Below are 25,851 nucleotides of genomic sequence, written 5' to 3' on the forward strand. Positions count from 1 at the left end.
CTGCGGGGCTCAGGCGTTGGGGGAGTAGCTGCGGATCAGGCGGTCGAACGCGCGCAGGCCGCGCTCGGCGGCTTCGGCATAGCCGGTCAGGCCGGCATCGTGGTGGATCATCAGGGCGATGCCGTAGAGCTCGAAGGCAACCTGCATGGTGTCGGTGCCTTTCGCCAGCTCACCCGCATCCACGGCCAGCTGGACAGAGCGCGCGAGTTGTTCGCGCCAGTCGACCTCATGTTGCAGCAGGCGGTCACGGATGGGGCCGGGGCGATCGTCGTATTCGCTGGCGGCCGCGAGGAACAGGCAGCCGCCATCTTCTTCATGGCGTACCCAGTCGAACCAGTTCGCCATGATCGCGCGCAGCCGCGGCAGGCCGCGCCGCTCCCTGAGCGCCGGCACCAGGACATGCCCGACGAAGCGCTCGCCAGCCAGATCCAGCGTGGCCAGCTGCAGCTCCTCGCGGGAACCGAAATGGGCGAACACGCCGCTTTTCGACATCCCGACCTGGGCGGCGAGGGCGCCGATGGTCAGGCCTTCCAGCCCGGCGACGCAGGCCAGCGAGTAGGAACGCGCGAGGATGGCCTCGCGCGTGGTGGCACCCTTGGTGGGGGAGGGCGACATCATCACGTCGCCATTAAAGAACGACCGTTCGTTTTAATCAATCGCCGTTCGTCGGATTGATGCGATCACTCGGCAAAGCGCCCGCCGCGCCTTCATGGCCGAGGGCGCGCTGCATGAATACGGTGTCGAGCCAGCGGCCATGCTTGAACGCAATCCCGGGGAAAGTGCCGATGTGGCGGAAGCCAAAACGTTCGTGCAGCCGGATCGACGCCATGTTGCCCGGGTCGCCGATGACAGAAACCATCTGTCGATAGCCGCGGTTCGTGCATTCCTCGACCAGGCGCTCCATCAATGCAGTGCCGATGCCCTCGCCCTGATGCGCGGGAGAGACATAGACGGAATTCTCGACGGTATGCCGGTAGCCGGCACGCGCGCGGAAACTGCTGGCGTAGGCGTAGCCGGCGAACGCCCCGTCCGATTCGGCGACGAGATACGGGTAGCCCGCGGCCAGCAGGTGCTGCATGCGCATGGCCATCTCGGCCGCGTCCGGAACTTCGAGTTCGTAGGTGTTGATGCCATGGCGCACTTCGCCCGCGTAAAGCGCTGCGATCTGGGGCGCGTCGGCCAAGGCTGCATCGCGGATGGCCAGCGCCATGGGTGTCCCGTCGTCAGTCGCGGTAGCGCTTGAGCAGGTCGCCGTAAGCATCGATGCGGCGATCGCGCAGGAACGGCCAGATGCGACGGACGTGTTCGCTGCGCTGCAGGTCGATCTCGGCCAACAGGATCGTCGGCTCGCCACCGGCCTGTGCGATGAACTCGCCCTGCGGCCCGAGCACGTGGCTGTTGCCCCAGAAATCGATGCCGCTGGTGCCGAGCGGCGAAGGCTCGTGGCCGACGCGGTTGCACGACAACACCGGCAGGCCGTTGGCCACGGCATGACCGCGATGGCTCAGGATCCACGCATCGCGCTGGCGATCCTTCTCGTCCCGGGCATCGTCCGGGTCCCAGCCGATGGCGGTGGGATAGAGCAGCACTTCGGCGCCGGCCAGCGCCATCAGCCGTGCGCCTTCCGGATACCACTGGTCCCAGCAGATCAGTACGCCAAGGCGGCCGACCGAGGTGTCGATGGGTTCGAACCCGAGGTCGCCGGGGGTGAAGTAGAACTTCTCGTAGAAGCCGGGATCATCGGGGATATGCATCTTGCGGTACTTGCCGGCAATGCTGCTGTCGGCTTCGAAGACCACGGCGGTGTTGTGGTACAGGCCGGCGGCGCGCCGCTCGAACAGCGACGATACCAGCACTACGCCGTGCTGCCTGGCCAGCCTCGAAAGACGTTCCGTGCTCGGGCCCGGGATCGGCTCGGCGAGGTCGAACTCGCCGACCGACTCGTGCTGGCAGAAGTACGCGCCGTTGTGGAGTTCCTGCAGAAGCACGAGCCTTGCGCCGGCTTTCGCGGCCTCGGCGACGCGCGCTTCGATCACGGCCAGGTTGGCCTCGGCATCGCCATGGTTGCGCTCCTGGATCAGCGCGACGGGGAGTGTCTTGTTCTTCATGGGGAGATTGTAGGGCGGGTTTCAACCCGCCATCGTGAGGGCGTCGGCGGTCATGCGGCAGAGGGGGCGTGTGGCTGGCTCCACGTCGTGGAGCAAAAAAGATTCCCGGCGGGTTGAAACCCGCCCTACACCAGGCCTTTGGGCAGTTGCATGGTGATGCAGTGCAGGCTGCCGTTCTGCCAGATCAGCGGCCGGCATGGCACTTGCACGATCTCTCGACCAGGGAAGGCCTGCGCCAGCACGGCGGCCGCGCTGGCGTCGGCCTCGTCGCCATAGGCGGGCATCAGCACCGCGCCATTGACGATCAGGAAGTTGGCGTAGCTGGCCGCAAGCCTGCGCCCATCGTCGATCACGGGCTTGGCCCAAGGCAGCGGGAAAAGCCGGTAAGGCGCTCCGTCGCGCGTCCGCAGGGCCGCCAGTTCATCGGCCATGGCCTGCAGTTCAACGTAGTGGCTGTCGGCAGCGTCGTCGCAGGCCTGGAACACGATGGCGTCGGGTGCGGCGAAGCGGGCGAGGGTGTCGATGTGGGCATCGGTATCGTCGCCTTCCAGATAGCCATGGTCGAGCCACAGCACGCGGTCCTGCGCCAGCCAGGTGGACAGCTTTTCGGTCAGTGCCTGCCGCGAGAGCCCGGGGTGGCGCTCGTGCAGGCACTGCCACGTGGTCAGCAGGGTGCCGGCACCGTCGGTCTCGATGGCGCCGCCCTCCAGCGCAAAGTCGATGGCACGCACTTCGCTGTCGTTGAACAGGCCGGCCGCGTGCAGGTGGCCGACCAGCGCGTCGTCGCGTCCGGCCTCGAACTTGCCGCCCCAGCCGGTGAAGCGGAAGTCGAGCAGGCGAAAGTGGCTGGCGTCGCGCAAGGTGATCGGGCCGGAGTCGCGCAGCCAGGTATCGTCGTAGGCCGCACCGACGAAGCGCACGCGCGCCATGTCGATGCGGTTCGACGCCAGCCGTGCCTGCGCATAGCACTCGACATCGTCATCCGCCACGCAGATGACGACCGGCTGGAAGCGGGTGATCGCTTCCACGAGTGCGATATACGTGTCTTCAACCTCGCCCAGGCGGTCCGCCCAGTCGGTGCCGGCGTGCGGCCACGCGATGAGGATGGCGGACTGGGGCTCCCATTCCGCGGGAAAACGGGCGGTATCGGTCATTGGAACAGCGGTGTGTCGCGTGGGGTGGTGCGGATTATGCGCGACCACCCACGCCAAACCTACTCAGCGGATGGCAGGCTTCGGTCCTACTTCCTCCGGCGACGCCTGGTTCACCACCGCATCGATGACCCGGTCGCGCTCGAAATACACCGTGAACTGCGGATACGACCAGCGGTTGATCGTTGGCCACTGGCGCTTCTGGCCGCCACGCGGGTCGAGCCTGCTGGCCGGCGCGCCGAAGCGGGCTTCGACCTGCTGCATGGTCATGCCGCGTGCCGGCATGGGTACGGTGGCCGCCTGGCTGCGCTCGATCAGGAGAGTGTCGGCGAATGCCAAAGGTGCGGCGCCGAGCAGGGCGACGCCGAGCGCGGCGGACAGCAGGACGGGCGGGCGGGGCAGGCGATGCATGGCAGGCTCCTCTGGTCGGCGATCACGCCGAGACGGTCAGACCGGCGTTGTATCAGATTGTGTGCCGCGGTGCGGTCAAGCGGGCCGGAATGCTGGCCCGGTCACGTTTCGATGGCCGTCCCTGACAATGTTCGCGCGCCGATCCGGAAATACGAAAGGCCGCATCGCTGCGGCCTTCCGGTGTGTTGCAACGCCATTGGCCAGTGCCGGGGCGTGCGATCAGCGCTGGCGCGCCTTGAATCGCGGATTGGACTTGCAGATCACGAAGACCTTGCCACGGCGACGAACGACCTTGCAGTCGCGGTGACGGGCCTTCGCCGATTTCAGGGAGGACAGGACCTTCATGACAGACCTCAAAAGCGGTGGGTGAAAACGAAGCCCGCAATTATAGCGGGCATTCCTCTGGCGATTCAAGTCTTTGCCGGGCTCGGATAGAATCCCGGAGAACCGAAAAGGCGGATGAGGATGGTTGGCATGCCCGAGCAGGCGATACCGGTATTGACCATCGACGGCCCGTCGGGCTCCGGCAAGGGGACGATCAGCCGGCAGGTCGCCGCCCGCCTGGGATGGCATTACCTCGATTCCGGGGCACTGTACCGCGCGATCGGCGTGGCGGCAGGCTGGGCCGACCTGGACCTGGACGACGCCGGCGCACTGGTGCGCTGCACCTTCGATACCGAGATTGGCTTCCGCGAGGTGCCCGGCGGCGACCTGCGGGTGCTCGTCAACGGCCATGACGCCACCGACGAGCTGCGTACCGAGACCGCCGGGGCTGCCGCGTCCGCGATCGCAGCGATTCCCGAGGTGCGCGCCGCCCTCAAGGACCGGCAGCGGGCGTTCCGCCGGGCCCCGGGGCTGGTGGCGGACGGGCGCGACATGGGGACGGTGATCTTTCCGGACGCCCCGTTCAAGGTGTTCCTGACCGCCAGCGCCGGGGAGCGTGCTGAAAGGCGCTATAAGCAGTTGAAAGACAAAGGGGTTTCCGTCACAATTGACGGTCTGCTTCGCGAGATCCTCGCCCGCGACGCCCGCGACGCCAGTCGCACAGTGGCTCCCTTGAGGCCGGCCGAAGACGCCGTCCACATCGACACCACCGGCCTTGGCATCGATGCGGTGGTCGCGCGCGTGCTGTCCATCGTGACGCCGTAGCCGCAGCGGAGCTGCGGCTGCTCCGGCTTCCTTCCTTTGCAAGGGGAAGGCAAGGGCGGGGTGGTGTCCGGGCGCAGTCGAGATCGAACGGCAGCAGAAACAGGCCCGCAGGGAGATGTCTCCATGCGGTTTTTCCAACCACAACACTCACGGCCACACGCAATCCCGCGCAGGCCGACAACGGGTGGACCGCAGGCAACACGGGAAGGTTCCCGCCGCCGCGGTCTGTGTCATCAACCGAGATTTTCCCCAATGACCGAATCATTCGCAGAACTGTTCGAACAGAGCCAGAACAACCTGGCCAAGCTGAAGCCCGGCGCCATCGTCACCGGTACCGTGGTGCAGGTGCGCACCGACGTGGTCGTGATCAACGCCGGCCTCAAGTCCGAAGGCATCGTGCCGATCGAACAGTTCCGTAACGACGACGGCGAGATCGACGTCGCCGAAGGCGACATCGTCAAGGTCGCCCTCGACTCCCTCGAGAACGGCTTCGGCGAGACCGTGCTGTCGCGCGAGAAGGCCAAGCGCGCCATGGTGTGGGACGAGCTGGAAGAAGCGCTCGAGAAGAACGAAACCATCGTCGGCAAGATCAGCGGCAAGGTGAAGGGCGGTTTCACCGTCGACATCAAGGACGTCCGCGCGTTCCTGCCCGGTTCGCTGGTGGACGTGCGCCCGGTGCGCGACCCGGTGTACCTGGAAGGCAAGGAACTCGAGTTCAAGCTCATCAAGCTGGACCGCAAGCGCAACAACGTGGTCGTCTCCCGCCGCGCGGTGGTCGAGAGCGAGCACTCCGAAGAGCGCGAGCAGCTGATGGAGAAGCTGGTCGAGGGCGCCAAGCTCAAGGGCGTGGTCAAGAACCTCACCGACTACGGCGCGTTCGTGGACCTGGGCGGCATCGACGGCCTGCTGCACATCACCGACATGGCCTGGAAGCGCGTGCGCCATCCGTCCGAAGTGGTGGAAGTGGGCCAGGAGCTCGACGTCCGCGTGCTGAAGTACGACCGCGAGCGCAACCGCGTTTCGCTGGGCCTGAAGCAGCTGGGCGAGGATCCGTGGGACAACATCGCCCGTCGCTACCCGGCCAACACCCGCGTGTTCGGCAAGGTCTCCAACGTGACCGACTACGGCGCGTTCGTCGAGATCGAGCCGGGCGTGGAAGGCCTGGTGCACGTGTCCGAGATGGACTGGACCAACAAGAACGTCAATCCGTCCAAGGTGGTGCAGGTCGGCGACGAGCTGGAAGTGATGGTGCTGGACGTGGATGAAGAGCGTCGCCGCATCTCGCTGGGCATCAAGCAGGTCACCAGCAACCCGTGGGAAACCTTCGCCGCGATCCACAAGAAGGGCGACAAGGTGGAAGGCCAGATCAAGTCGATCACCGACTTCGGCGTGTTCATCGGCCTGGACGGCGGCATCGACGGCCTGATCCACCTGTCCGACATCACCTGGAACACAACCGGCGAGGACATCGTCCGCAACTTCAAGAAGGGCGACACGCTGGAAGCCGTGGTGCTGGCCGTGGACCCGGAGCGCGAGCGCATCTCGCTGGGCGTCAAGCAGCTGGAGCAGGACCCCTACGGCCAGTTCCTGGCGTCGCACCCGCGTGGTTCGAAGGTCAGCGGCACGGTGAAGGAAGTCGACGCCAAGGGCGCGGTCATCGACATGGGCGACGGCGTGGAAGGCTACGTCGCCGCGCGCGACATCAGCGACGAGCGCATCGACGACGCCAGCCAGCACCTGAAGGTCGGCGACACCATCGAGGCCAAGTACCTGGGCCAGGACCGCAAGGGACGTACCCTGCAGCTGTCGATCAAGGCAAAGGACGAGGCGGAGACCGCCGAAAGCCTGGCCGAGTACAACAAGCAGGCGTCGGAAGCCTCCAGCGGCACCACCAAGCTCGGCGCGCTGCTGCGTGAGCAGCTGGAAGGCAGCAAGTCCGAGTAAGGGAGTCCGGAAGCGGCCCGGGACGATCCCGGGCCGCTTTCCTCGTTGTATGACGTGGGCTTGGGGACCATGACCAAATCGGAACTGATCGAGATCCTGACCCAGCGCCAGGCACACCTCAAGGCCGACGATGTCGACTTGGCGGTGAAGTCGCTGCTCGAGATGATGGCGACGTCGCTGGCCGACGGGAACCGGATCGAGATCCGTGGCTTCGGCAGCTTCTCCCTGCATTTCCGCCCGCCGCGTACCGGTCGCAACCCGAAGACGGGCGATCCCGTGTCGCTGCCGGGCAAGCATGTCCCGCATTTCAAGCCGGGCAAGGAACTGCGCGAGCAGGTGACCGACGTGGTGCCGTTGCCGTCCGAGGAGTGAGCCGGCCGGTGGCGTCGCGCTGGGCTAAGCTAGGCGGCGCATGACTTTGAACCCTACCTACGACGGGTGCGTTTCCGCGATGGCGCGGGGATGTGGTTGCGCGCGTGCGTCGATATCGATGGAGCCCGCCCGATGATGGCGTTCGTGACCGAGTGGTTCTGGTTCTTCCTGTTGCTGCCGATCGCCGCGCTCAGCGGATGGGTCATCGGCCGACGCGGTGGAGAGCGGCACAGCGATACCCAGGTCAGCCGGCTGTCCACGACCTATTTCCGTGGCCTGAACTACCTGCTCAACGAGCAGCCCGACAAGGCGATCGAGCTGTTCCTGCACATCGCCGAGCTCGACAAGGACACGTTCGAGACGCAGGTTGCGCTCGGTCACCTGTTCCGGCGCCGTGGTGAAGTCGACCGCGCCATCCGCCTGCACCAGGGCCTGGTGCAGCGCCCGGACCTGAGCGACCAGCAGAAGGTGCAGGCGATGCTGGCGCTGGGCGAGGACTACATGAAGTCTGGCCTGCTGGACCGGGCCGAGGTGGTGTTCACCGACCTGGCGCGGATCGACCAGCGCGCGCCGCAGGCCTTGAAGCACCTGATCGGCATCTACCAGGCCGAACGCGACTGGGCCAAGGCCATCGACAACGCCACCCGCTACGAAGCAGTGACCGGCGAACCGATGGGCAAGCTGGTCGCGCAGTTCGAGTGCGAACTGGCCGACCGCTTGCGCGTGGCCGGGGATGCCGATGCCGCGCGTGCGGCAGTAGCGCGCGCCTATGCAGCCGATTCCAACTCGGTGCGGGCCGGCATCCTCGAGGGAAAGCTCGAACTCGACGCCGGCAACGACAAGGCCGCCATCCGTGCCTACGAGCGCGCTGCGCGGCATGATCCGGATTTCCTGCCCGAAGTCATGCCATCCCTCCTGGCCGCCTACAACCGTGCGGGCGACACGCCGGGCGCGCGCAAGTTCCTGGCCGAGATGAGCGAGCACTACCGCGGCATCGCACCGGTGCTGGCATTGACCCGGTTGGTCGAAGCGGAGGAGGGCGTGCCTGCGGCGCGCAAGTACCTGTCCCATGAGCTGAAGGACCGGCCGTCGGTGCGTGGTGAAGCGGCGCTGATCGACCTCACCCTGGTCGAGGGACGCGACCACGAGGCGACCCTGCGCGACCTGCGCCTGATCACCGAGCAGCTGCTGGTACGCAATCCCAGCTACCGCTGCAACCGCTGCGGTTTCGGCGCGCGTACGCACCATTGGCAGTGCCCCAGTTGCAAGGAATGGGGCTCGATCAAGCCCCTGCTGAATTACGCCGTGGTCTGACGTGGAAAACTGGAGCGTGCTGGCTGGCTGGCTGGCGCTACACCTGTCGATCGGACTTGCCGGGACATGGCTGGCGCGTCGCTATGCATTGCGTCGCAATCTCATGGATCAGCCAGGCGAGCGGCGCAGCCACGCCCAGGCGACCCCGCGCGGCGGCGGTGTTTCCATCGTGGTGTCGATGCTGCTAGCAATGGTGCTCCTAGCTGCGTATGCGCCAGGGTTCGCGATATCCCTCACGCTGGCAGGGAGCGGTCTGGCCCTGGTGGCCGGAATCGGCTGGATCGACGACCACAGGCCGCTGCCGGCCTCGCTCCGGCTCGTGGTCCACGCCGTGGCTGCCGCCCTGCTTGCGCTGTCCGTACTGGACGCGGGAGGTGGTGTGCCGGGTGCCGTCGGGGCGTTCATCGCGGCGATGGTGCTGGTGAACGTCTGGAACTTCATGGACGGCATCGACAGCTTGGCGGCCAGCCAGGCACTCTTGGTGGCATTGGGGTGCGTGCTGTTCACGGCCCCCGGGGCTCTTGCGTGGTTTGCGATGGCGCTGGCGGCTGCAACGGCCGGTTTCCTGCCGTTCAACCTGCCGCGCGCCAGGATTTTCCTTGGGGACGTGGGGAGCGGTGCGCTCGGGTTCGGCATGGCCGTGCTGGTGGTGGGGGCCTGGCTGCCGGTCGGGCAAGCACAGAATCCGTGGCTGCTGCTCTTGCCGCTGACGGCGTTCCTGATTGACGCATCCTTGACACTTGGGAGGCGCATGCTTCGGAGGGAACGGTGGTGGGAGCCCCATGTACAGCATGCGTACCAGGTCTGTTCGCGGCGTATTGGCAGGCACGGCCCGGTGGCCATTGCCTACGGAGGGTGGACGCTGGCTATGGTCACGCTCATGCTGACCGCTCGTTCATTTAACGCTCCGGTTACAATTGGCATGATCGTGGCGTCGTGGCTCGCCGGGGGGGCGATCTGGCTGCGATCGCAGGACCACCGCCCCCCTCCCCATCGATGATCAACCCAAGGCTGGGATCTTGAATCTGAAGGACAGGATCAGCGTCGTATTACCCCGTGCGGCCGTCGTCACGCATGACCTGTGCATGGTCTGGTTGTGCTGGCTGGGGCTGAATCAGTTCCGCTATGTTGCGATGGACGGGGGGGCATTGGCCCCCGAGCCGTTCGGGCAGATCTTCCTGGTCCTTGCCGCGCAGGGCATCGTTTTCTGGAAGGTCGGGCTGTACCGCGGGGTCTGGCGCTTCGCCAGTGTCCCCGACCTGATCAATATCCTCAAAGCATCCGTGTTCGGGGTATTGGCGATCATGCTTGTCCTGTTCGCCTTCGGACGGATGCTCGATGCCGTTCCGCGTACGGTGCTACTGCTGTACCCGCTGCTGCTGACCGCGATGCTGGGGATGCCGCGGCTGCTTTACCGCGCATGGAAGGACCACGGCCTCACGCGGACCGACCAGACCGCGATGCGTGTGCTGATCCTGGGCGCGGGGCAGGCCGGCGAGACGCTGGTACGCGACCTGCGCAGGGCGGGCGCGTATGTGCCCGTTGGCTTCCTCGATGACGCGGCCAAGCTCCGTGGCAGCCATCTGCAGGGGCTACCGGTGCTGGGCAGGATCGAGGACGTCGGCCGCATCGCGCCCGAGACCGCTGCGCGGTTGCTGGTGATTGCGATGCCGTCGATCGACGCCGCGGCGATGCGTCGGGTGGTCGCCGAATGCGAAAAGACCGGCTTGCCGTTCCGGACCGTGCCGCGTCTGGACGATTTGCTGGAAGGGCGGTCGCTGCCGGGTGAACTGAAAGAAGTCGCGATCGAGGACTTGCTCGGTCGCAAGCCGGTGACGCCGGACTGGAAGGCGATCCGCAGCTGGCTGGGCGGTCGCAGCGTGCTGGTGACCGGCGCGGGTGGTTCCATCGGTTCGGAGCTTTGCCGGCAATGTGCACGTCACGGCGCGCGGACGATTGCGCTGGTCGAGCTGGACGAGCTGGCCCTGGTCAAGACCGAGTCGGAACTGCGTCGCGATTTCCCCCATATCGAGTGCGTCCCCGTGCTCGGCGACTGCGGGGATCCCGCCGTCATCGGCCATGCGCTTGGGCTGTCGAATCCCGATGCCGTGTTCCACGCGGCTGCCTACAAGCAGGTACCGGTGCTCGAGACCCAGTTGCGCGAGGCCGCGCGCAACAATGTATTGGCGACCGAAACCGTGGCGCTGGCTTCGCGGGAGGCGCGCGTCGGCACCTTCGTGCTGATCTCCACCGACAAGGCGGTCGACCCGGTCAACGTGCTGGGGGCGACCAAGCGGCTGGCCGAAATGGTCTGCCAGTCGCTTGCACAGCCGGATTCGACCCATTTCGTGACCGTGCGTTTCGGCAACGTGCTCGATTCGGCCGGCAGCGTCGTGCCATTGTTCCGTGAGCAGATCCGTTCCGGAGGGCCGGTGACCGTGACTGACCCGGCCGTCACGCGCTACTTCATGACCATCCCCGAAGCTTGCCAGCTGATCATGCAGTCGGTGGCGATCGGCTCGCGCGATGCGATCTACACCCTGGACATGGGTGAGCCAGTGTCAATTCGCCTGCTGGCCGAGCAGATGATCCGCCTCGCGGGAAAGCAACCCGAGCGTGATATCGCCATCGTCTATACCGGCCTGCGCTCGGGTGAGAAACTGCACGAAACGCTGTTCCATGCGGACGAACGCTACCGGCCGACGTTGCACCCGAAGATCCTGCAGGCCGAGGCGCGTGGCGTCGTTGCAGAACGTGTGCAGCAGGCGTTGTCGCGTCTTCGCAGTGCCGTGGTGGCCTATGATGTCCCGGCCATCGACCAGATCCTCCACGATGCGCTGCCTGAGTTCCGCCCGGATGAGGCGGCCTCGGCAGCCGAGGGTACCGTGGTCGCATTCCCCGCTCGACAGGCAAGGAAGGTATGACGCGCAGAATCCGCAAGGCCGTATTCCCGGTGGCAGGGCTCGGGACCCGCTTCCTGCCCGCCACCAAGACGGTACCCAAGGAAATGCTGCCGATCATCGACCGACCGCTGATCCAGTATGCGGTGGATGAAGCGGTCGAAGCAGGCTGCGACACCCTGGTGTTCGTCACCAATCGCTACAAGCACGCCGTGGCGGACTATTTCGACAAGGCCTACGAGCTGGAGCAGAAACTCGAGCGCGGCGGCAAGCACGAGCAGCTGGAACTGGTGCGCAACGTGCTGCCGAAGGGCGTGCGCGCGGTGTTCGTGACCCAGGCCGAGGCGCTGGGCCTCGGGCATGCCGTGCTGTGCGCGAAGCCCATCGTCGGCGACGAGCCGTTCGCGGTGCTGCTGCCCGACGACCTCATCTGGAATCGCGGCGATGGTGCGCTCAAGCAGATGGCCGATGCCGCGGAGGCGAGCGGCGCCAGCGTCATTGCCGTGCAGGACGTGCCACGCGAACAGACCGGCAGCTACGGCATCGTGGCGACGGATGCGTTTTCGGGCCGGTCGGGGCGCATCAACGCCATCGTCGAGAAGCCCAGGCCCGATGTCGCACCCAGCACCTTGGCGGTGGTCGGGCGCTACGTGCTGGATGGCAGCATCTTCGAGCTGCTCGAGAACACCACGCCGGGGGCGGGTGGCGAGATCCAGCTGACCGATGCCATCGCGACCCTGCTGCAGCAGAAGCCGGTGCACGCCTACCGCTTCCAGGGCACGCGCTTCGATTGCGGGACGCACATCGGGCTGATCGAGGCGACCATCCGCTACGCCCTGGATCACGAGAAGCTAAGCGATGCCGCGCGCGACATGATGCAGAACGCGCTGAGCGAACTGGGCGTCATCGATCTGGAATGACGAAGGCGATGCAGCCGATCGCCTGGGACGATTTCGAGAAGGTCTGGCTGTGCGCCGGGACTGTCCTGCGCGTCGACGGCATTTCCCGAAGCGAGGAAGCCGGCGCGGAAGCTGTGGGTCGACTTCGGGCCGCACGGCGTGAGGAAGACCAGCGCGCAGGTAAAGGCGCTGTATTCGCCTGACGAGCTGGTTGGGCGACAGATCGTGGGTGTGATCAATTTTCCGCCGAAGCAGGTGGGGCCGTTCGTGTCGGAGTTCCTGTTGACCGGGTTCCCGACGGCAGAGGGTGTCGTCGCAACTACGCTCGAACGCCCCGTGCCGGACGGGACGCGGATGGCCTGACGTCCTGCGCCGCGCGTGCAGGCAAGTGCCGCCATCCATCCGGCGACACTCCGTACATGCGAGCAGGTGCATCCGGAACTACAGGGCTTCGATGATCCCGGCGGCACCCATGCCTGTGCCGATGCACATCGTCACCATGCCGTACTTCTGTTTGCGACGGCGCAGCCCGTGGACGATCGTGGCCGTGCGGATCGCGCCGGTCGCACCGAGGGGATGCCCCAGTGCGATCGCGCCGCCCAGCGGGTTCACCTTGTCCGGGTCGAGCCCGGAATCCTTGATCACCGCCAGCGCCTGCGCGGCGAAGGCTTCGTTGAGCTCGATCCAGTCGATCTGGTCCTTGGTCATCCCCGCCTGCTTGAGCGCCTTCGGGATCGCCGCGATCGGGCCGATGCCCATTACTTCCGGCCGCACGCCGGCAACCGCGAAGTTGACGAAGCGCGCAAGTGGCGTCAAGCCGTAATCCTTGATCGCCTGCTCCGACGCCAGCAGCACGCCGGCCGCGCCGTCGCTCATCTGCGACGAGTTGCCGGCGGTGACCGTGCCGCCGAACTGGCCGTTGCGGAACACGGTGCGCAACTTCGCCAGACCCTCCGCCGAGGTATCCGCGCGCGGGCCTTCGTCCTGTTCCACCAGCAGCTTCTTCAGGCGCACCGCATTGCCGGCGAGGTCGGGCTGGTGCGAGACCACCTCGTACGGGGTAATCTCCTGCGCGAACTCGCCGGCCGCCTGCGCGGCCAGCGCCTTCTGGTGCGAAGCCACGGCGAACGCGTCCTGCTCCTCGCGCGTCACCTTCCATTCCTCGGCGACCTTTTCGGCAGTGATGCCCATGCCATAGGCAATGGCGACGTGGTCGTCCTTGAACACGCTGGGCGACAGCGCCACCTTGTTGCCCATCATCGGCACCATGCTCATCGACTCGGTGCCGCCGGCCAGCACCAGGTCGGCATTGCCCAGGCGGATCTGGTCGGCCGCCAACGCCACGGCCTGCAGGCCGGACGAGCAGAAGCGGTTGATGGTCTGTGCGGCCACCGTGTCCGGCAGGCCGGCCAACAGCACGCCGATGCGCGCCACGTTCATGCCTTGCTCGCCCTCGGGCATGGCGCAGCCGATGATGGCGTCGTCGATGCGGCCGAGGTCGATGCCCGGGGCCTGCGCGACCACCGCGCGCAGCACGTGCGCCAGCATGTCGTCGGGACGGGTGTTGCGGAACACGCCCTTGGGCGCCTTGCCCACCGGGGTGCGGGTGGCGGCGACGATGTAGGCGTCCTGGATTTGCTTGGTCATGTGTTTGATCCCTTGTGGTGTGCGCCTTCCCTCGCGTGCGGGGGAAGGTCGGGATGGGGGCGCCCCCACCTCAATCCTCCACCCGTGAAGGGCGCAATGCCCGCAGCCGGGGGAGGAGGCAGATAGCGGTCAGTTGCGGAGCGGCTTGCCGGTCTTGAGCATGTGCGCGATGCGCGCCTGCGTCTTTTCCTGCTGCGCCAGTTCGACGAAGTGCTTGCGTTCCAGTTTCAGCAGCCACTCTTCGTCGACAATCGAACTGCGGTCGACTTCGCCACCGCACAGCACGGTGGCGATGCGGGTGGCGATCTCGTCGTCGTAAGGGCTGATGAAGCGGCCTTCCAGCATGTTCACCAGCAGCATGCGGAAGGTGGCGATGCCGACGTCCCCTGCAACCTGGATGCTCCTCGCGGGCAAGGGCGGGCGATAGCCGGTCTCGGCCAGTCCGCGTGCTTCCTGGCGGGCGATGTGCAGCAGCTCGTGGGCATTGAATGCGACCTTGTCGTTCGCGCGCAGCAGGCCGAGTTCCTTCGCCTCGACAGCGGACGTGGACACTTTCGCCATCGCGACCGTCTCGAAGGTCTTCTTCAATTCGGCGAATACATCGCCACCCGGGCCCGCGGCCTGCGATGCGCGTACCGCGATTTCCTTCAGCCCACCGCCGGCCGGCAGAAGGCCGACGCCGGCTTCGACCAGTCCGATGTAGCTTTCCAGGTGCGCCACCGTCCGTGCACTGTGCATCTGGAACTCGCAGCCGCCGCCCAGCGCCAGTCCGCGCACCGCGGCCACCACCGGCACCAGCGAATACTTGATGCGCTGGCTGGTGGCCTGGAAGTTGGCCACCATCGCCTCGAACGCATCCACCTTGCCGGCCTGCAGCAGGCCCAGTGCGCCGGCGAGGTCGGCGCCAGCGGAGAAGGGCTCCTTCGGCTGCCAGATCACGAGGCCGGCGAACTTGCGCTCGGCGATCCCGATGGCTTCCTGCAGGCCGTCCAGCACCTGGTCGGAGACGGTATGCATCTTGGTCTTGAAACTCACCACGCCGATATCGTCGCCGTCGGTCCACAGGCGCACGCCGTCGTTCTCGAACACGGTGTCGCCCTGCGGGAACGACTCGCCCAGCAGCGGATCGGGAAAGCGCTGGCGCTTGTAGACCGGCAACGACGAGCGCGGCAGCTTGGCGTCCTGCGAGGGGCTGTAGCTACCCTCGCCGGCATGCACGCCTTCGCGGCCATCGAATACCCAGTCGGGCAGTGGCGCCGAACTCATCGCCTTGCCGCTGGTGATGTCCTCGGCGATCCACTGGGCCACCTGCTTCCAGCCCGCCGCCTGCCAGGTCTCGAACGGCCCGAGCGACCAGCCATAGCCCCAGCGGATGGCCAGGTCCACGTCGCGCGCGGTCTCGGCGATGTCGGACAGGTGGTAGGCGCTGTAGTGGAAGAGGTCGCGGAACACGGCCCACAGGAACTGCGCCTGCGGGTGCTGGCTCTCGCGCAGCCGGGCGAATTTCTCCGCAGGGTTCCTTGTCTTGAGGATGTCGACCACTTCCGGTGCGGCGGCGCGGTCGGCAGGCCGGTAGTCCTGCTTTTCAAGGTCGAGGACGACGATCTCCTTGCCAACCTTGCGGAAGATGCCGGCACCGGTCTTCTGGCCCAGCGCGCCCTTGGCGATCAGCGCCTCCAGCCATTTCGGCGACTTGAAATACGAATGCCACGGGTCGTCGGGCAGGGTGTCGGCCATGGTCTTGATGACATGGGCCATGGTGTCCAGCCCGACCACGTCCGAGGTGCGGTAGGTGGCCGACTTCGGCCGCCCGATCAGCGGGCCGGTGATCGCATCCACCTCGTCGAAGCCCAGCCCGGACTCGGCGGTGTGGTGGGCGGTGGCGAGGATCGAGAACACGCCGATCCGGTTGCCGATGAAGTTGGGCGTGTCCTTCGCATACACCACGCCCTTGCCCAGCGTGGTGGTGAGGAAGGCTTCCAGCCCTTCCAGCACCGCCTTGTCGGTGGACTTTGCCGGGATCAGCTCGGCCAGGTGCATGTACCGCGGTGGGTTGAAGAAGTGCACGCCGCAGAAGCGCGAGCGAAGTTCTTCGGGAAGAACATCGGCCAAGGCGTTGATTCCCAGGCCCGACGTGTTGCTCGCCAGCACCGCATTCGCGGGCACGTGCGGTGCGATCTTGCGGTACAGGTCCTGTTTCCAGTCCATCCGCTCGGCGATGGCTTCGATGATCAGGTCGCAATCTTCCAATTGGGCCAGCCCGGTCTCGTAGTTGGCCGGCGTAATGGCCGCAGCCAGCGACTTGCTGGCCAGCGGGGCGGGGCTGAGCTTGCCGAGGTTGCCGATGGCCTTGAGTACCACGCCATCGGGATTGCCCTCCTTGGCGGGCAGGTCGAACAGCACCGTATCCACGCCGGCATTGGTCAGGTGCGCCGCGATCTGGGCGCCCATGACGCCGGCACCCAGAACGGCCGCGCGTCGGACAAGTAACTTCTGAGACATGTTTCGTAGTTCCTTGTAATCAAAAGAAAATGCTTGGGATATCGGGGTGCGCGCAGACGGGTAGGGCGAGTACCGCACACCTCTCGCGGGACTCGACCCATGCGTCCATGCCTAGCTCTTCAGGCCGGCCGCTGCGAAACGAATGAGTTCGGAGGCGGCACGCTGGCGATGGGCCGCCTCGCTCACCTGCGCGGGGCGCTTGATCAGGCCGAAGTCGGCCATCGCATAGGTCAGTGCGCCGGCCAGGAAGTCGAGGCGCCAATACAGCTCCTCCTTGCTGAGGCTGGGCAGGCACGCGGAAATGGCCTTGGCGAAATCGCGCTGGACGTGCCCGTACTGGTCCGACAGGAACTTGCGCAATCCATCGTTCTTTTCGGCATACGCACGGGCGATCACCCGGATGAAAGCGCCCCCGCCGTGCTTGTCCTGTGCCATGTCGAGGGCGGGTTCAACGAACGCCGCCAGGATCGGCTCCAATTCACCCGGTGCCTCGGCCTGCGCGCGCTTCAGGCGGCTGATGCGCTCGGCGCTCATCACATCCATCCTGCGGCGGAAGACCTCGTTGACCAGGTTCTCCTTGCTGCCGAAATGGTAGTTGACCGCGGCGATGTTGACGTCTGCGCGTCCGGTCACCTGGCGCAGCGAGGTGCCGGTGAAGCCATACTGGGCAAACAATTCTTCGGCGGCGCCGAGGATCCGGTCCTTCGTGGAAAACTGGTGGCTCGACATCGCGATTCCCAACGCTCCCTTCAAACGACTGTTTGGATACTAGGGGCGGCAGCACGGCGGGTCAAATGCCAGTGCGGGGTGCTCGCGGGAGGCGAGGTCCATCAGGTAGAATCCTCCGTAGCCATATCGGCTAAACCCGCGTCCCCACGCGGGTTTTTCCATGTTAATCTGGTCGTCGGTTTTGTCCGCCGGCCCCTGCACCGGAGACTTCCCCATGGCGCTGGAGCGCACCCTTTCCATCATCAAGCCCGACGCGGTCGCGAAGAACGTGATCGGCGAAATCTATTCGCGTTTCGAAAAGGGCGGCCTCAAGGTCGTCGCATCGAAGATGAAGCATCTCTCGCGCAGCGAAGCCGAGGGTTTCTATGCCGTGCATCGTGAGCGTCCGTTCTTCGGTGCGCTGGTCGAGTTCATGATCAGCGGCCCGGTGATGGTCCAGGTGCTCGAAGGCGAGGGCGCGGTGTCGAAGAACCGCGAACTGATGGGCGCGACCAATCCGAAGGAAGCGGCTGCCGGTACCATCCGCGCCGACTTCGCGGACAGCATCGATGCGAACGCGGTCCATGGTTCGGACTCGCTGGAGAATGCCGCGATCGAGATTGCATACTTCTTCGCCAGCACCGAAGTGTTCGCACGCTGATTCGATGTGCCTGAAATGATCGACGTCGCAGCCAGCACGAAACAGAACCTGCTCGACCTCGATCGCGAGGGGCTGGAGTGCTTCTTCGCCGACACGCTCGGCGAGAAGCGCTTCCGCGCCCACCAGGTGATGAAGTGGATCCATCATCGCCATGTCACCGACTTCGATGAAATGACGGATCTGGGCAAGGCGCTGCGCGCCAAGCTGCAGCAGCATGCGGAAGTGCGCGTGCCGCAGGTCCAGTTCGAGAAGCCGTCCGCCGACGGGACCCACAAGTGGCTGTTGGCGATGGATGGCAGCAATGCCATCGAAACCGTCTACATCCCCGACAAGGGCCGCGGCACGCTGTGCGTATCGTCGCAGGTCGGCTGTGCGTTGAACTGCCAGTTCTGTTCGACGGCCACGCAGGGCTTCAACCGCAACCTGTCCACCGCCGAGATCATCGGCCAGGTGTGGGTGGCGGCAAGGCATCTTGGCAACGTGCCGCACAAGCAACGCAAGCTGACCAACGTGGTGATGATGGGCATGGGCGAGCCGCTCATGAACTTCGACAACGTGGTGCGCGCGATGAGCGTGATGCGCGACGACCTGGGGTATGGCCTTGCGAACAAGCGCGTCACGCTGTCGACGGCCGGCCTGGTGCCGATGATCGACAAGCTGGGCGAGGTCAGCGACGTGTCGCTGGCGGTGTCGCTGCACGCGCCCAACGACGACCTTCGAACCGAGCTGGTGCCGCTGAACAAGAAGTATCCGATCGCCGAGCTCATGGAGTCCTGCGTGCGCTACGCGCAGCGCAAGCGCGGCGAGTCGGTCACCTTCGAATACACGCTCATGAAGGACGTCAACGACCAGCCCGTGCACGCGCGCGAGCTGGTGCGGCTGATGCGCGATTTCGACAACCGGCTGCAGATGAAGGATGCAGCCAAGGTCAACCTGATCCCGTTCAATCCATTCCCGGGCACGCGCTTCCAGCGGCCTGAGGACGCGGCGATCCGTCGTTTCCAGAAGCTGCTCAACGAGGCCGGGCGCATCGCGCCGGTACGCCGCACCCGTGGCGATGACATCGACGCGGCCTGTGGCCAGCTCAAGGGGCAGGTGATGGATCGCACGCGGCGCCAGGCGGAGTTCCGCAAGTCGCTGGAAGCGCGGGCCGCCAATGGAGGCGTCGATGCGAGTCCGTGACTTCGCCGCTATCGCCGTGGCCTGCGTCGTGGCTGCCACCGGCTGCTCGCGCCTGACCTTCGTCAAACCGGATGCCCAGCGTCGCGGGATGGATCGCGTGGCCCCTGAATACACCTTCTCCCCGGCCCCCCAGAGCCGGCAAGGCGGGCAGGCACGCCGATTGCTGGCGTCCGCCCAGCAGAAGTTGCGCGCCGATGACGACGCGGGTGCGGAGGCCGATGCCCGCGCCGCGCTGCGTGCCGATGGCAAATCCGCCGAGGCGCACACCCTGCTCGGCCTGATTGCGACCCGCAAGGGCCAGGCCGACGCGGCTGGCCGGCATTATGCGGCGGCGGCCGAATTGGCGCCCGCCAACGCCATCATGCTGGGCAATTACGGCGCATGGCTGTGCGGCAACGAGCGTAGCGAGGATTCGCTCGCCTGGTTCGAGCGGGCGCTTGGCGTGCCTGGCGATCGATCCGCTGGCCTTGCCAACTATGGGGCGTGCGCCTTGATGGCGGGCCGCACTGATCTCGCGGAGCGGGCCTCGCGAGCGGCGTTGGACGTCGATCCGGGCAATGCACTCGCGCTCAATACATTGGCGCAGCATTACTACGCCTCAGGACAGTACTTCGAGGCGCGTGCGTTCTCGCAACGCCGCCTGGCGGCGGCACCGGCCACGCCTGATGCGCTCAGACTTGCGTCACAAATCGAAGACAAACTCGGCGACACTGTCGCCGCCACTCGTTATGTTCAGCGCCTGAGGACGGAATTTCCGCAGGCGAGGACCGCCGGCCCGGGGGAAGCCGAATCACAATGATGCCGTCCAACCAAGACGCGCAAGCACGTGGCCGCGAGTGCGGCGAACGGCTGCGCACCGCCCGTGAAGCCGCGGGTCTGTCGATCGCCGACGTCTCCGCTCGCCTCAGGATCCCGGAGCGGGTGATCCAGTCGCTGGAAGCCGGCGATGCCTCGCATGCCGATGCCCCGGTGTTCGTCCGCGGCCAGCTGCGCAGCTATGCGCGCCTGCTGGGCGTGCGACTGGACGACGTGCCCGAGGCCTCGGCCGCCAGCCAGATCCAGCCTACGCGGATCGTCCCGATGACGTACACGCCACCGCTGCAGCGGTTCGCGGACAAGCTGATGGGGCGGATGGTCTATATCGTGATCACGGCGCTGATCGCAGTACCGGTGTGGATGGCCACGCGCGGCCACATCGACGGCAGCATCCAGTCCGCCTCGCTGGAAATGCCGACTGATGCCGTGCTGGCGGCGCGTGACGGCGAGGCCTTGCCGGAGCGGCCGCGCGCGATCGCCGCCTCGATGGCATCGCTTCCGGCGCGCCAGCAACCCGTGCGCCAGGAACCTGCGTTAAGTCTGCGCTTCAGCGACGAAAGCTGGGTCGAGATCTTCGATCGCGACGGACAGCGCGTCGAGCAAGGCCTGTTCAAGGCCGGCGATCGTCGCGACTTCGAGGCCGGCACCGTCGGCCGCGTGGTGCTGGGCAACGCCCGCACCGTGGAGGTGTTGCGCGGTGGGCACGTTCAGGATCTGTCTGCCTATCGGCGCGCGGACGTCGCCCGCTTTACGGTATCCTCTGACGGTTCCCTCGCCCCCATCGCGGAATAGCGATCCAGGCAGGGCGGCGGCCCGGTTCACGGGCCGTGCGACAGACCCTGCAGGCACATGCGCCGTTAGCAGGCCCCACCACAGCGCCGGACGCGGGCATTGCCGCGCCGGTGCCAGCATGGCAACAGCCCGATGGCGCTAGACGACCTGCCCGACGAACACGAACAAAGCGAAAAAGTACTCGATTGGCTCCGCAACAACGCCTTCGGCCTGATCGGCGGGCTGGTGCTGGGCCTGTCGATCATCGGCGGCTGGAAGTGGTGGCAGAACCATGCACACCAGCAGCGCCTGCAGGTGGCCGAGGAGTTCCGCGGCGTGCAGGAAGGCATCGAGGCCGGTGAGCTTGAACAGGCTACGAGCCGTGCGGCGGGCCTGAAAAACAACGTGTACGCTGCCTTGGCCGCGCTGGACATCGCCAAGGCGCAGGTCGATGCCGGGGATCGCGATGCCGCCATCGCCACCCTGCGTGGCGTCGGTAGCCGCGAGCCGGCCATCGATGCCGTGGTGCGCCAGCGCCTGGCACGCCTGCTGATCGACGCCGGCAATGCCGACGAGGCCGTCGCGCTGCTGTCCGCAGCGGACGATGCCGCTTCGCTGGAAACGCGCGGCGACGCCCGTTTCGCGCTGGGCGAGGGCGATGCCGCCCGCGACGATTATTCCGCTGCGTTGCGCCAACTCGACGTGGCCGCGCCGCAGCGCCAGTTGCTTGAACTGAAACTCGCCGAAGTCGGCGGACAGCCGGAAGCCTCGGAGGCGCAGTCCTGATGAAATCCGTTTCGAAGAATTCCCGCGCGTTGCGCCTGGCGACGGTGGTGGTGTGCTGCGTTGCACTGGCCGGTTGCGGCACGATCCGCGGCTGGTTTGGCGGCAACAAGGACGAGGCCAACACGACCGACCCGGCCAGGCTGGTTGACTTCACGCAGAGCGCGAATGCGTCGCGCATCTGGTCGGCCAGCGCTGGCAAGGGTGAGCGCCGCCTCGGCCTGCAGCAGACGCCTTCGATCGCCGATGGCCGCGTCTACGCCGCGGCCGTGGATGGCGGCGTGCATGCGTTCGACCTGCAGACTGGCGCGCGCGCCTGGAGCTGGCGCACAGACCAGCGCGTGAGCGGGGGCCCCGGTGCCGGCGATGGCTTGGTGGTCGTGGGCAGCCTGCAGGGCGACATCACCGCACTCGATGCCGTGTCCGGCACGGAGCGCTGGACCGCCAAGGTGGTCAGCGAAGTCATCGCGGCCCCGGCCATCGGCCAGGGCATGGTGGTGGTGCGCTCCAATGATGGCCGGGTGACCGCGTTCGACGCCGCCAGTGGCGAGCGACGCTGGTTCTGGACCAGCGAGCTGCCCACGCTGACCGTGCGCGGCAACGATGCGCCGGTTCTGGGCCCTGGCCTGGTGTTCGTCGGCAACGACGACGGTACGCTGGCCGCGATCTCGCTGGTCGATGGCCGCCCGCTGTGGGACCTCCCGGTGGCGCAGCCCGATGGTCGTACCGAACTCGACCGGATGGCCGACGTCGACGGCAGGCCCGTGCTGGACGGCACCATCCTTTACGCCAGCAGCTACAAGGGCCAGACACTGGCGATCGATGGCCCCAGCGGCCGCCCGATCTGGTCCAGCGAACGCGGCGGCCCCGGCCGCGCCGGCCTGGCGATCGACAAGGTCGTGGTCAGCGATGTCGGCGGAACGGTCTGGGGCATCGACCGTAGCGGCGGTTCGCTGGCCTGGCAGCAGCCGGCGCTGGCACGTCGCAACCTCAGCGGCGTGGCCATCCACGGCAACCATGCCGTCGTCGGCGACCTCGACGGCTACCTGCACTGGATGCGGCTGGACAACGGCGAGTTTGCCGCGCGCGCCCGCGCGGGTCGCGCCGCGATCCGCGGTACCCCGGTGGTGTCGGACGGCATCCTGGTCGTTCAGAACACCGACGGCGACATCAGCGCCTGGCGCATCGGGCAGTAGCCCGCGCTGGCATCACGACACGGCCCCGGGTAGCCTCGCAGCTGCCCGGGGTCTTTTTTTCAAGCGAGGATCGCTTCGTCCCATGCTTCCGCTCGTCGCCCTCGTCGGTCGTCCCAATGTCGGCAAGTCGACGCTGTTCAACGCGTTGACCCGAACCCGTGACGCCTTGGTCCACGACGAGCCGGGCGTGACCCGCGACCGCAACTACGGCATCTGCCGGCTCGATGAAGCGCGCCCGTTCGTGCTGGTCGACACCGGGGGCATTGCCGCGGACGAAGCCGGGCTGGCCGGCGCCACCGCGCGCCAGTCGCGCGCGGCGGCGGAGGAAGCCGACCTGGTGCTGTTCGTGGTCGATGGCCGCGAAGGCCCTTCCGCGCTCGACGACGAGATCCTGCGCTGGCTGCGGAAGGCGTCGCGGCCGACCCTGCTGGTCGTCAACAAGTCCGACGGCATCGACGTACGCGCCGCGCTGGCGGAGTTTTCGCGCTACGGCTTCAGCGACGTGCTCGCGGTGTCGTCCGCCCACCGGCAGGGCGTCGACGAGCTGGTCGACGAGGTGCTGGCGCGCGTGCCGGAGGTGGGCGCGACCGAGACCCTCGACGACGATCCCGATCGCGTGCGCATCGCCTTCGTCGGCCGCCCCAACGTCGGCAAATCGACGCTGGTCAACCGGATCCTCGGCGAGGAGCGGATGATCGCCTCCGACGTGCCCGGCACCACGCGCGATTCGATCGCGGTGGACCTGGAGCGCGACGGGCGCAAGTACCGCCTGATCGATACCGCCGGCTTGCGCCGCAAGGCGCGCGTGGAAGAGGCGGTGGAGAAGTTTTCCATCGTCAAGACGCTGCAGGCGATCGAGCAGTGCCAGGTCGCGGTGATCATGCTCGATGCCAACGAGGGCGTGACCGACCAGGATGCCAGCGTGCTCGGCGCAGTGCTCGACGCCGGCCGTGCGCTGGTCGTCGCGGTCAACAAGTGGGACGGGCAGAGCGATTACCAGCGCGAACAGACCGAGGCACTGCTGTCGCGCAAGCTTTCGTTCGTGCAGTGGGCGGAGGCCGTGCGCATCAGCGCCAAGCATGGCTCCGGCCTGCGAGAGCTGTTCAAGGCCATCCACCGCGCGCATGCATCCGCGACCAAGGTGCTCGGCACGGCCGAAGTCACCAAGGCGCTGGAGATCGCCTACGAGACGAACCCGCCGCCGGTCGTGCGCGGCCACGTGCCCAAGCTGCGCTACGCCCATGCCGGCGGCGACAACCCGCCGACGATCATCGTCCATGGTACCCGCCTGCGCATGCTGCCCGACAGTTACAAGCGGTATCTGGAGAACTTCTTCCGCAAGCGTTTCAAGTTGGTGGGCACGCCGGTCCGCTTCGTGTTCAAGGAAGGCGAAAATCCCTACAAGGACAAGAAGAACGTGTTGACGGAGCGGCAGGCGGCGCGCAAGAAGCGCCTGATCCGGCACGTCAAGCGCAGGGGTTGAGGGCGTCGTGACGGCAGGCGCTGCCGCGACCGTGGCGGCCTCCGGCATCACGCTCGGCATTCTCGCGGGCGGGCGGGGGATGCGGTTGGGCGGCGTCGACAAGGCATGGCTGGTGCGCGATGGGGTGCCGCAGGTGCTGCGCTGGCGCACACATTTTGCGCCGAAGGTCGGTGCCGTGCTGGTCAGTGCGAACGGCGATGCGTCGCGGCTGGTCCAGGCCGGTTTCGACGTGGTCGCCGATCATGTCGCGGATGCCGGGCCACTCGCCGGGCTCGATGCGCTGGCCCGCGCCTGCCGGACGCCATGGCTGCTGACCGTCCCTGTCGATCTCGCCGACGCCAGCGATGGGTTGCTGGACGTGCTGCTCGCGCGGCGCGGGCCTGATGGCGCCCATGCCATCGACGATGACGGCATGCAGCCGCTTGTCGCGCTGTGGCGGACGGCTGCACTGCGCGAGGCGGCGGGGGCCACGCTGGATGCCGGCAAGCATGCGGTCCACGGGCTGCATGCGTTGCTCCACCAGCCCGGCGTGCGTTTCGATGGCGTGCGCTTCGGCAACCTCAACACGCCTGCCGACCTCGCCGCGCTGGGCGCTACCATGCCAGCACCATGACGACCGATTTCCCGACCCGCATCGCCTACGCCGAGGCGCGCGACATCGTCGACCGCGTCGCTGCAGCGCGGCGCATGCCGGTGCAACGCCTGCCGCTGTCGCGCGCACATGCACACGTGCTGGCGCAGGACTTGGTCGCCACGTTGGCGATCCCGGGGTTCGACAACGCCGCGATGGACGGCTTCGCGTTGCGCCATGCCGACCTGTCCACGGAAGGCGAGGCCATCCTGCAACTTCAGGGTGAGCAGTTTGCGGGAGCTCCCGCCGCGCCGGGCATCGCGGCGGGCGGATGCGTTCGCATCACCACGGGCGCGCCGCTGCCTGCAGGTGCGGACACGGTGCTGATGAAGGAGCACGCCCGCGTCGAAGGCGATCGCGTGCATGTGCTGCAGCCGCCGGCAGCGGGGCAGCATGTGCGGCGGATGGGCGAGGACGTGCGGCCCGGTGACGGCCTGCTGCAGGCGGGCGAAGTGCTGACGCCGTCGCGCGTCGCCCTGGCCGCATCGCAGGGACTGCCGGAACTCGACGTCGTGCGCCGGCCCACGGTGGCGGTGTTCACCACGGGCGACGAACTCATCGAGCCCGGCATGCCGCTCGCCGACGGCCAGCTGTACAACTCGAATCGCGAGCAGCTGGTCGGCCTGCTGCGCGCCGATGGCCTCGATCCGGTGGCCTGGCCGACCTTGCCCGACGATCCCGCGCAGGTGGAATCGGCGCTGCGCCACGCGGGCGAGGCGTTCGACCTGATCCTGACCTGTGGTGGGGTGTCGGCGGGCGAGAAGGATTACCTGCCGGCATTGCTGCAGCGGCGCGGCCGGGTCCATTTCTGGAAGACGCGGATGAAGCCCGGCATGCCGGCACTGTTCGCCGATGGCGGTACGCTGGGCCCGGCGCTGTTCCTGTGCCTGCCCGGGAATCCGGTGTCGGTGCTGGCGACCTACCACGCGTTCGCGCGCCCACTGCTGGACGGGCTGCAGGGCAGGGCGCCGCGGTCATCCTGGCGCGCGCGGCTGGCGTCGCCATGGGACAAGCGCCATGAACGGCTGGAGTTCCTGCGCGGGCGCTTGTCTCCGGGCGATGACGGAACCCTGCAGGTCGAGCCGAATCCCGCGGACGGCTCGCATCGCATGCGCGCAGCGGCGGATTCGGATGTGCTGATCGTGCTGGAGGAAGGGGCGCGCCATTACCCGCCCGGGACCGTAGTCACGGTCCTGCCGTACTGATTCACCCCGGGCCACGCC

26 protein-coding genes are annotated in these 25,851 nt (G+C 66.9%); 17 read left to right on the top strand and 9 right to left on the bottom strand.

Annotated features, from left to right (window positions below):
- Window positions 1-9: 9 nt before the first annotated feature.
- The 6 genes from E2F46_RS10345 to ykgO form a co-directional block, all read right to left on the bottom strand.
- Window positions 10-615, bottom strand: coding sequence for a TetR/AcrR family transcriptional regulator (locus tag E2F46_RS10345; RefSeq protein WP_341777559.1), 606 nt, complete (start codon window positions 613-615; stop codon window positions 10-12).
- Between the two features lie 37 nt (window positions 616-652).
- A complete protein-coding gene (locus tag E2F46_RS10350; RefSeq protein WP_133322019.1) occupies window positions 653-1,210 on the bottom strand; it encodes a GNAT family N-acetyltransferase in 558 nt (185 codons plus the stop codon).
- 13 nt (window positions 1,211-1,223) lie between these two features.
- Window positions 1,224-2,108, bottom strand: a complete 885-nt coding sequence (locus tag E2F46_RS10355) for a carbon-nitrogen hydrolase (RefSeq protein ID WP_133322020.1) — start codon at window positions 2,106-2,108, stop codon at window positions 1,224-1,226.
- A gap of 125 nt (window positions 2,109-2,233) precedes the next feature.
- Window positions 2,234-3,262 carry an agmatine deiminase family protein gene (locus E2F46_RS10360; RefSeq protein WP_133322021.1) on the bottom strand — a complete coding sequence of 343 codons (1,029 nt, stop codon included), beginning with the start codon at window positions 3,260-3,262 and terminating at the stop codon, window positions 2,234-2,236.
- 63 nt (window positions 3,263-3,325) lie between these two features.
- Window positions 3,326-3,670, bottom strand: a complete 345-nt coding sequence (locus tag E2F46_RS10365; protein WP_133322022.1) for a hypothetical protein — start codon at window positions 3,668-3,670, stop codon at window positions 3,326-3,328.
- A gap of 219 nt (window positions 3,671-3,889) precedes the next feature.
- Window positions 3,890-4,015: a type B 50S ribosomal protein L36 gene (ykgO, locus tag E2F46_RS10370; protein WP_010342887.1), complete on the bottom strand. Its 126-nt coding sequence runs from the start codon at window positions 4,013-4,015 to the stop codon at window positions 3,890-3,892.
- A 129-nt stretch (window positions 4,016-4,144) separates the two neighbouring features.
- Between ykgO and cmk the strand changes: the two genes are divergently transcribed.
- The 8 genes from cmk to E2F46_RS17860 all read left to right on the top strand — a co-directional run bounded on the left by cmk (window position 4,145) and on the right by E2F46_RS17860 (window position 12,451).
- Window positions 4,145-4,819: a (d)CMP kinase gene (gene cmk, locus E2F46_RS10375; RefSeq protein WP_133322023.1), complete on the top strand. Its 675-nt coding sequence runs from the start codon at window positions 4,145-4,147 to the stop codon at window positions 4,817-4,819.
- Between the two features lie 252 nt (window positions 4,820-5,071).
- On the top strand, window positions 5,072-6,763 hold the full coding sequence (gene rpsA / locus E2F46_RS10380; protein ID WP_133322024.1) for a 30S ribosomal protein S1: 1,692 nt from the start codon (window positions 5,072-5,074) through the stop codon (window positions 6,761-6,763).
- 69 nt (window positions 6,764-6,832) lie between these two features.
- Entirely contained in the window at window positions 6,833-7,135 is a 303-nt protein-coding gene (locus E2F46_RS10385; RefSeq protein WP_133322025.1) for an integration host factor subunit beta, read from the top strand.
- 135 nt (window positions 7,136-7,270) lie between these two features.
- Complete coding sequence (gene lapB, locus E2F46_RS10390; RefSeq protein ID WP_133322153.1) at window positions 7,271-8,449, top strand: lipopolysaccharide assembly protein LapB; 1,179 nt, start codon at window positions 7,271-7,273, stop codon at window positions 8,447-8,449.
- Between the two features lies 1 nt (window position 8,450).
- Entirely contained in the window at window positions 8,451-9,449 is a 999-nt protein-coding gene (locus tag E2F46_RS10395; RefSeq protein WP_243720385.1) for an MraY family glycosyltransferase, read from the top strand.
- Between the two features lie 16 nt (window positions 9,450-9,465).
- Window positions 9,466-11,373 (top strand): polysaccharide biosynthesis protein, encoded by a 1,908-nt coding sequence (locus E2F46_RS10400; protein WP_133322026.1) that lies wholly within the window; start codon window positions 9,466-9,468, stop codon window positions 11,371-11,373.
- Complete coding sequence (gene galU / locus E2F46_RS10405) at window positions 11,370-12,269, top strand: UTP--glucose-1-phosphate uridylyltransferase GalU (protein ID WP_133322027.1); 900 nt, start codon at window positions 11,370-11,372, stop codon at window positions 12,267-12,269. The genes E2F46_RS10400 and galU overlap by 4 nt, the downstream gene beginning before the upstream one ends.
- Window positions 12,266-12,451: a hypothetical protein gene (locus tag E2F46_RS17860; RefSeq protein WP_425599821.1), complete on the top strand. Its 186-nt coding sequence runs from the start codon at window positions 12,266-12,268 to the stop codon at window positions 12,449-12,451. The genes galU and E2F46_RS17860 overlap by 4 nt, the downstream gene beginning before the upstream one ends.
- 238 nt (window positions 12,452-12,689) lie before the next feature.
- On the opposite strand, the gene E2F46_RS10415 is transcribed toward E2F46_RS17860, so the two are convergent.
- The 3 genes from E2F46_RS10415 to E2F46_RS10425 form a co-directional block, all read right to left on the bottom strand.
- Window positions 12,690-13,895 carry an acetyl-CoA C-acyltransferase gene (locus E2F46_RS10415; RefSeq protein ID WP_133322028.1) on the bottom strand — a complete coding sequence of 402 codons (1,206 nt, stop codon included), beginning with the start codon at window positions 13,893-13,895 and terminating at the stop codon, window positions 12,690-12,692.
- Between the two features lie 129 nt (window positions 13,896-14,024).
- The gene (locus tag E2F46_RS10420; RefSeq protein WP_133322029.1) at window positions 14,025-16,397 is read right to left on the bottom strand and encodes a 3-hydroxyacyl-CoA dehydrogenase/enoyl-CoA hydratase family protein; all 2,373 of its coding nucleotides are present in this window, start codon (window positions 16,395-16,397) and stop codon (window positions 14,025-14,027) included.
- Window positions 16,398-16,508: 111 nt separating this feature from the next.
- Complete coding sequence (locus tag E2F46_RS10425; protein WP_425599822.1) at window positions 16,509-17,126, bottom strand: TetR/AcrR family transcriptional regulator; 618 nt, start codon at window positions 17,124-17,126, stop codon at window positions 16,509-16,511.
- 214 nt (window positions 17,127-17,340) lie between these two features.
- Here E2F46_RS10425 and ndk point away from each other — a divergent pair, with 214 nt between their 5' ends.
- From ndk to E2F46_RS10470, 9 genes are all read left to right on the top strand, one after another.
- Window positions 17,341-17,766, top strand: coding sequence for a nucleoside-diphosphate kinase (ndk, locus tag E2F46_RS10430; protein WP_133322030.1), 426 nt, complete (start codon window positions 17,341-17,343; stop codon window positions 17,764-17,766).
- Window positions 17,767-17,781: 15 nt separating this feature from the next.
- Window positions 17,782-18,948: a dual-specificity RNA methyltransferase RlmN gene (gene rlmN, locus E2F46_RS10435; protein WP_133322031.1), complete on the top strand. Its 1,167-nt coding sequence runs from the start codon at window positions 17,782-17,784 to the stop codon at window positions 18,946-18,948.
- Complete coding sequence (locus E2F46_RS10440; protein WP_243720386.1) at window positions 18,935-19,747, top strand: tetratricopeptide repeat protein; 813 nt, start codon at window positions 18,935-18,937, stop codon at window positions 19,745-19,747. The genes rlmN and E2F46_RS10440 overlap by 14 nt, the downstream gene beginning before the upstream one ends.
- Window positions 19,747-20,556: a helix-turn-helix domain-containing protein gene (locus E2F46_RS10445; RefSeq protein ID WP_243720387.1), complete on the top strand. Its 810-nt coding sequence runs from the start codon at window positions 19,747-19,749 to the stop codon at window positions 20,554-20,556. Before E2F46_RS10440 ends, E2F46_RS10445 begins: the two co-directional genes overlap by 1 nt.
- 132 nt (window positions 20,557-20,688) lie before the next feature.
- On the top strand, window positions 20,689-21,321 hold the full coding sequence (locus tag E2F46_RS10450; RefSeq protein ID WP_133322033.1) for a YfgM family protein: 633 nt from the start codon (window positions 20,689-20,691) through the stop codon (window positions 21,319-21,321).
- A complete protein-coding gene (bamB, locus tag E2F46_RS10455; RefSeq protein ID WP_133322034.1) occupies window positions 21,321-22,514 on the top strand; it encodes an outer membrane protein assembly factor BamB in 1,194 nt (397 codons plus the stop codon). The genes E2F46_RS10450 and bamB overlap by 1 nt, the downstream gene beginning before the upstream one ends.
- 82 nt (window positions 22,515-22,596) lie before the next feature.
- A complete protein-coding gene (der, locus tag E2F46_RS10460) occupies window positions 22,597-23,997 on the top strand; it encodes a ribosome biogenesis GTPase Der (RefSeq protein ID WP_133322035.1) in 1,401 nt (466 codons plus the stop codon).
- A gap of 7 nt (window positions 23,998-24,004) precedes the next feature.
- Entirely contained in the window at window positions 24,005-24,610 is a 606-nt protein-coding gene (gene mobA / locus E2F46_RS10465; protein WP_243720388.1) for a molybdenum cofactor guanylyltransferase, read from the top strand.
- Window positions 24,607-25,833, top strand: coding sequence for a molybdopterin molybdotransferase MoeA (locus tag E2F46_RS10470; RefSeq protein WP_133322036.1), 1,227 nt, complete (start codon window positions 24,607-24,609; stop codon window positions 25,831-25,833). The genes mobA and E2F46_RS10470 overlap by 4 nt, the downstream gene beginning before the upstream one ends.
- Window positions 25,834-25,851: the final 18 nt, after the last annotated feature.

The organism is Luteimonas aestuarii, from assembly GCF_004357985.1.
GTDB lineage: Bacteria > Pseudomonadota > Gammaproteobacteria > Xanthomonadales > Xanthomonadaceae > Luteimonas > Luteimonas aestuarii.